General features: G+C 69.2%; 6 protein-coding genes. All 6 read right to left on the bottom strand.

All coding sequences use genetic code 11. The features are described from left to right. Window positions 1–290: 290 nt before the first annotated feature. The gene (locus STRTUCAR8_RS38390; protein WP_006381735.1) at window positions 291–1,280 is read right to left on the bottom strand and encodes a zinc-dependent alcohol dehydrogenase family protein; all 990 of its coding nucleotides are present in this window, start codon (window positions 1,278–1,280) and stop codon (window positions 291–293) included. Continuing rightward, complete coding sequence (locus STRTUCAR8_RS38385) at window positions 1,277–2,164, bottom strand: carbohydrate ABC transporter permease (RefSeq protein ID WP_006381726.1); 888 nt, start codon at window positions 2,162–2,164, stop codon at window positions 1,277–1,279. Before STRTUCAR8_RS38385 ends, STRTUCAR8_RS38390 begins: the two co-directional genes overlap by 4 nt. After that, window positions 2,161–3,105 (bottom strand): carbohydrate ABC transporter permease, encoded by a 945-nt coding sequence (locus STRTUCAR8_RS38380; RefSeq protein ID WP_006381712.1) that lies wholly within the window; start codon window positions 3,103–3,105, stop codon window positions 2,161–2,163. The genes STRTUCAR8_RS38385 and STRTUCAR8_RS38380 overlap by 4 nt, the downstream gene beginning before the upstream one ends. Then, the gene (locus STRTUCAR8_RS38375) at window positions 3,102–4,472 is read right to left on the bottom strand and encodes an ABC transporter substrate-binding protein (RefSeq protein WP_006381715.1); all 1,371 of its coding nucleotides are present in this window, start codon (window positions 4,470–4,472) and stop codon (window positions 3,102–3,104) included. Before STRTUCAR8_RS38375 ends, STRTUCAR8_RS38380 begins: the two co-directional genes overlap by 4 nt. 88 nt (window positions 4,473–4,560) lie before the next feature. Continuing rightward, window positions 4,561–5,328 carry a DeoR/GlpR family DNA-binding transcription regulator gene (locus STRTUCAR8_RS38370; protein ID WP_006381723.1) on the bottom strand — a complete coding sequence of 256 codons (768 nt, stop codon included), beginning with the start codon at window positions 5,326–5,328 and terminating at the stop codon, window positions 4,561–4,563. 301 nt (window positions 5,329–5,629) lie between these two features. Then, complete coding sequence (locus STRTUCAR8_RS38365; RefSeq protein WP_006381731.1) at window positions 5,630–6,439, bottom strand: NAD-dependent epimerase/dehydratase family protein; 810 nt, start codon at window positions 6,437–6,439, stop codon at window positions 5,630–5,632. Window positions 6,440–6,554: the final 115 nt, after the last annotated feature.

Below are 6,554 nucleotides of genomic sequence, written 5' to 3'. Positions count from 1 at the left end.
GGAGGGGCCTGTCCTCAAGCGCCGGACGGGCTGGAGGTGCGGGCCGGGGCTGCAAAATGCCGGGCGGGGGCTGCCGGGTGCCGGGTGCGGGGTGATGGCCTGCGCTGCAGGAGGGGTGGGGGCAGGTGGGTGGGCAGGAAGCTGGGCTGGAGGGGTCTTGTTCGTGAACGCCGGACGGGTTGAGACGCCTCGGGCCGAGCTGGTCGTATGCGGTGAACGGGTGGGTGGGTGGGAGACAAGGGCCGAGCTGGTCGGATGCGGTGAACGGGTGGGTGGGTGGGCAGCGTCCCCTACGGCACCACCACGATCTTGCGGCCCACCCCCGACGCGAACTGTTCCAACGCCTGCGGGTAGTTCCCCAGGGGTAGGCGGTCGCTGATGAACACCTCCGGGTTCAGGACACCCGCCGCGAACAGTTCCGCCGCGCGTTCGAAGCTGTGGAGGACCGCCATCGACCCCGTGATGGTGATCTCCTGGTTGTAGATGCGATACGGGTCGATCGTGACCCGGGTCGCGTAGTCCGCGACGCCGAACTGGAGGAACGTGCCCGCCTTCGCGACCCGGTCCAGGCCGTCCTGGATCGCCGCCGCGTTTCCCGTGGCGTCCACGACGACGTCCCAGCCCTGGGGACGGTCCAGCTCGTCCGCGTTCGTCGCCGAGCCGGACACCCCGAGCGACTGGGCCGTGGACAGGCGTTGCGCGTTGATGTCGACCACGTCGACACTCGCCGCGCCCGTCCGTTTGGCCAGCTCAAGCATCATCAGGCCCATCGTTCCCGAGCCGTAGATCAGGACGTGGGCGCCCAGACGGGAACGCAGGACGTCGTAGCCCCGTACCGCACACGACAGGGGCTCCACCAGCGCCGCGTCCTGGGTGCGGATGTGCTCCGGCAGACGCACGCAGTTGGCGACGGGGGCGACCGCGTACTGGGCCGCGCCGCCCGGCGTCGTCACGCCGATCGCCGCCCAGCGTTCGCAGAGGTTGTTGTGGCCTGTGCGGCAGTAGCGGCACTCGTGGCAGTAGAGGGAGGGGTCCACCGCGACCCGGTCGCCCAGCGACAGTTCCGTGACCGCCGTACCCAGGCCCACCACCTCGCCCGCGAACTCGTGCCCCGGCACGATCGGCAGCGTAGGGGCGAACTCGCCCTGGAGGATGTGCAGGTCGGTGCCGCACAGGCCGCAGGCCGCGACCTCGACGACGACCTCGCGGGGGCCCGGTGTCGGGTCCGGGACCTCGGTGACGACGGCCTTGCCCACGGACTCGATGACGGCTGCCTTCACTTCACGGCTCCCAGTGACAGGCCCTGGACCAGTTTGTCCTGGGCGGCGAATCCCGCGGCGAGCACCGGCAGGGAGATGACGAGCGACGCGGCGCACACCTTCGCCAGGAACAGGCCCTGGCTGGTGATGAAGCCGGTCAGGAAGACGGGGGCTGTCTCCGCCACCACGCCCGTCAGTACTCGGGCGAACAGCAGTTCGTTCCAGCTGAAGATGAAGCAGATCAGGGCTGTGGCGGCGATGCCGGGGAGGGCTATGGGGGCTACCACGCGGGTCAGCACCGTGGGGAGGCGTGCCCCGTCCACCCTTGCCGCCTCGATGATCGCCACCGGGACCTCGGAGAGGAACGACTGCATCATCCACACCGCGATCGGCAGGTTCATCGACGTGTAGAGGATGACCAGCAGCCAGATGTTGTCCAGCATGTCCGTGTTCTTCGCGAACAGGTAGATCGGCAGCAGGCCCGCCACCACCGGCAGCATCTTCGTCGACAGGAAGAAGAAGAGGACGTCCGTCCATTTCCGCACCGGGCGGATCGACAGGGCGTAGGCCGCGGGGAGCGCGAGGAGCAGCACGCACAGTGTCGAAGTCAGCGACGCCACCGTCGAGTTGATCAGGGACGGCCAGGGGCTCGCGCCGCCGCCCGTGCCGAAGAACTCGCGGTAGCCGTCGAGGGTCAGCGCGGCGCCGATGGACGGGGGGTTGGTCGCCGCGTCCTCCTCCGAGTGGAAGGACGTCAGCGCCATCCACGCGATCGGGAGGAAGAAGAGGATGCCCGCCAGCCAGGCCAGCGGACCCAGGCCCGCTCCTCGGTTGCGGCGGGGGTCTATACGTACCGCCGTCTCTGTCGCTTCCGTCGTTTCCGGCGTTTCTGTCGTGGCGCTCATGATCGGGACGCCTCCTCGCGGAACAGGGACGACACCACGCGCAGCGCGAAGGTCGCGATGATGATCGAGCCGATGACCACCAGGACGCCGGCCGCCGAGGCGAGGCCGTTCTCGTGGGCCTGGTAGAAGCTCTGGTAGACGGTGTAGGGGAGGTTCGCCGTGCCCAGGCCGCCCGAGGTGATCGTGAAGACCGCGTCGAAGTTCTGGACGATGTAGATCGAGCCCAGCAGGGCGCCGAGTTCGAGGTAGCGGCGCAGATGGGGGAGGGTGAGGTGGCGGAAGATCTGCCAGTCGTTCGCGCCGTCCACCTTCGCCGCCTCGATCTGCTGCTGGTCGCGGCTCTGCAGTCCCGCCAGCAGGATCAGCATCATGAACGGCGTCCACTGCCAGACCAGCGACGCTTCCACCGCGAGCAGCGGGGTGTTCGAGATCCAGTCCGGCTGGGGGCCTCCCACGTAGTGCAACAGGCCGTTGAGCAGGCCGTATTCGGGGTTGTAGAGCACGTGCTTCCAGAGCAGGGCCGCCGCCACCGGGACCACCAGGAAGGGGGCGATGAGCAGCGTGCGGACGAAGCCCCTGCCTCGGAACCTGCGGTCGAGGAGGAGCGCGAGGGCCAGACCCAGGACCAGGCTGGCCAGGACCACCGCCGCGGTGAGCAGGATTGTCGTCCACACCGACTGGCGCAGGTCGGCGTCGGTGAGGACCTCCGTGTAGTTGGCGAAGCCGGTGAAGCGGCGGGCTTTCGGGTAGAGCGCGTTCCAGTCGAAGAACGAGATCACCAGCGTGGCCACGAAGGGGAGCTGGGTCACGGCGATCATGAAGATCAGGGCGGGCAGCAGCGGGGCGCGGGTGGCCCAGGCGCGCAGCCGGTCGCCGGAGGGGCGCTGCCGGGCGCGTACGGAGGGCGCGGTGGCTGTCGGGGCTGTGGTGGTCGCGGTCATCGTCCCTCGTACTCCTCGGAGATCTCCTCGGCCAGCTTCTGGGACTTCCTCAGGGCCGACTCGACGGACTGGCGTCCGGCGATGGCCGCGCTGATCTCCTGCGACACCCTGGTGCCGAGATCGGTGAACTCGGGGATGCCGACGAACTGGATGCCGGGCGCCGGACGAGGCTGGACGCCGGGGTCCTCGGGGCGGGCGCCCTCGATGGCCTCCTTGGTCGTCTCCTGGAAGGCGGCGGCTTCCTGGCGGTAGGCCGGGTTCTCGTACGTCGACGCGCGCTTGCCCGCCGGGACGTCGGACCAGCCGATCTCGTCGCCGACCAGCTGCTCGTATTCCTTGCTGGACGCCCATGACACGAACTTCCAGGCGTCGTCGGGGTTCCGGGAGGCCTTCTGGATGCCCCAGGCCCAGGTGTAGAGCCAGCCCGAGGACTCCGTCTTCTCGACGGGGGCGGGTACGTAGCCGATCTTCCCCTTGACCGGGGAGTCAGCCGACTCCAGGGAGCCGGCCGCGGAGGTGGCGTCGTACCACATGGAGACCTTGCCCTGGGTCATGTTGTTGAGGCACTCGGCGAAGCCGGCCTGGGGGGCGCCGGACTCGCCGTGGTCGCGGACGAGGTCGACGTAGAAGGTCACCGCCCGTTTCCACTCGGGGGAGTCGAGCCTCGCTTTCCAGTCCTTGTCGAACCAGGTGCCGCCGAAGGTGTTCACGACCGTGGTGAGGGGTGCCATGACCTCGCCCCAGCCCGGCAGTCCGCGCAGACAGATTCCCTTCATGCCCGGCTCGGCGCCGTCGGCCTTCGCCGCCAGGTCGGCGACCTGGGTCCAGGTGGGGTGCGGGGGCATGGTGAGGCCCTTCGCCTCGAACACGTCCTTGCGGTACATCAGGAAGGACGACTCGCCGTAGAAGGGCTGGCCGTACAGCTTGCGGTCGTCGCCGGTGAGGGACTGGCGCATCGGCGTGAGGACGTCCTGTTCGTCGTAAGCGCTGTCCTTCGCGACGTACGTGTTCATCTCGTGCAGCCAGCCGTTGCGGGCGTAGATCGGTATCTCGTAGTTGGAGAGGGTCGCCACGTCGTACTGGCCCGCCTGGTTGGCGAAGTCCTGGCTGATCTTGTCGCGGACGTCGTTCTCGGGCAGCACGGTGAAGTTGACCTTGATGCCGGTCTCTTTGGTGAAGTGGGCCGCGGTGAGCTTCTGCAACTCCACCATCTGCGGGTTGTTGACCATCAGGACGTTCACGGCGTCGCCGCCGGAACCGGACCCGCCCGCTCCGGCCCAGCAGCCGGAGAGCAGCGGGGTGAGCAGCGTCCCTGCGGCGGCCAGGGCGAGCGTGGCTCGTGGCCTCCGTCGGCTCGGGGTTCGCATGGATCGCTCCTGGAGGTATGGGGGCATAAAGGGCACGCCGGGGAGTGGGGTGTCCTCGAGAGGGTTGTGGGGTGGGGGAGTCGGGGCTTCAGACGCGGATGATCTGCGGTCCTCGCAGGGCGTAGCGGTGCGCTTCGGCCGTGGGCAGCAGGGTGCTCGTGACGATCGTGTCCAGGTCGCCGATGTCGGCGAACCGGCAGAAGCTGACCGCCCCGAACTTGGTGTGCACGCCCGCGAACACCGTGCGCCGCGAGGCCCGGATCGCCTGGGCCTTGACCTCGCTGACGGCGGGGTCGGGTGTGGTCAGGCCGTGTTCTCGGGAGATGCCGTTGGCGCCGATGTAGGCGAGGTCGAGGACGAAACCGGCCAGCATCTTCGTCGTCCAGTGGTCGACCGTCGCGAGGGTGCCGGGGCGGACCCGCCCGCCGAGCAGCAGGACCGAGGTGTTCTCGGCCTCCGCCAGCGCGCCGGCGACGGGCAGGGACGCGGTGACCACGGTCAGCGGCCGGTCCCTGGGCAGTGCCTCGGCGATGAGCTGTGGGGTGAACCCCTCGTCGACGAAGACCGTTTCGGCGTCCCCGAGCAGTTCGGCCGCCGCGGTGGCGATCCGGCGCTTCTCGGGCACGTGGCTGGTGGCGCGGAAGGCGAGGGTCGTCTCGAAACCGGCGCTTTCGACGGGGTAGGCGCCGCCGTGGGTGCGGCGGACGAGGCCGTGCTCCTCCAGGGCGCGCAGATCGCGTCGTACGGTCTCCTTGGCGACGCCGAGATCTACGGCCAGCGTGTTGACGTCGACGGAGCCGGTGGTGCGGGCGGTTCGCACGATGTGCCGCTGGCGGTCTTCGGCGGTGTTGGTCATGTCGTCCCCCGCTTTCCTGCCGCGTTGCCCGTTCGGGCCCTGTGGGGGAAGTTCTACAGCGGGTGCGGGGTGGTGACCAGGTCTGTTACGAGGGTGAAAGTGCCCGCGTGCGCCCGTTCGGGCGGGGAGGGCCTACGAATTCGGTCTGTGTGGTCGTGTCGCGGCAGCCGGTCGGTCGTGGCTGGTCGCGCAGTTCCCCGCGCCCCTGGAAGGGCGCTGGTGCGCCCGTTCCGAGGGGTCGGCGGTCATGTGTTCGTGTGCCCGAATGAGGCGGCCGGCCGCCCGTTCGGTGTCCGTCTGCTCAGTACGGCCACATCGGGGGGTCCGTCACGAACTGGCCGCCCAGGTAGGCGTGGGCCTCGTTGCCGTCCTGGAGTTCGCCCTGTTCGGCGATGAGTTTCTCGGCGTACGGCTCGGAGTCGTCCTGCGGGTCGTAGCCGAGCGTCCGCGCGCTGCTCAGATCCCACCACAGGCGGGTGTTGGCGGAGGAGCCGTAGACGACGGTGTGGCCGACCTGCTCGGCGGTCAGGGCCGCGTGGAAGAGGCGGGCGCCGTCGGCGGGGCTCATCCACAGCGAGAGCATGCGCACGCTGGTCGGCTCGGCGAAGCAGGAGCCGATGCGGACGGAGACGGTCTCCAGGCCGTGCTTGTCCCAGTAGAACTGGGCCAGATCCTCCCCGAAGGCCTTGGAAAGGCCGTAGAAGGTGTCCGGGCGGTGCGGGGTGTCGACCGGGATCAGGGGATCGGCGCCCTGGGGGCGGGGGGTGAAGCCCACCGCGTGGTTCGAGGAGGCGAAGACGATGCGTCCGACACCCTCCTCGCGCGCGGCCTCGTACAGGTTGTAGGTGCCCTCGATGTTCGCCTTGAGGATCTTGTCGAAGGAGGCTTCCAGGGAGATGCCCGCGAGATGGATGATCGCGTCGACACCTCGCACGGCCTCGCGCAGTGCCGCCCTGTCCGTGAGGTCCGCGGTGATCGCGTCCGGTTCGCCCTCGACGGGGAGCAGGTCGAGGAGACGCAGTTCGTAGCCGTAGGACGGGAGCAGGTCCCGCATCAGGGTGCCGAGTCCGCCGGCGGCGCCGGTGAGCAGGACGGTGCGGGGAGCGGGCATCCTCGGGTCTCCTTCGGGCTCCTGGAGGGGTCCTGGGGACCTCCTTGATGTGGCGGCCGTATGCGTGTACGGCATTCACATTCGTGGACACGCTATGGAGCGGTGGCGGGTGTCG

Source organism: Streptomyces turgidiscabies Car8 (assembly GCF_000331005.1).
GTDB lineage: Bacteria > Actinomycetota > Actinomycetes > Streptomycetales > Streptomycetaceae > Streptomyces > Streptomyces turgidiscabies.
Note: the sequence above shows the minus strand (reverse complement) of the source record. Positions and strands in the feature narration are given on the sequence as shown.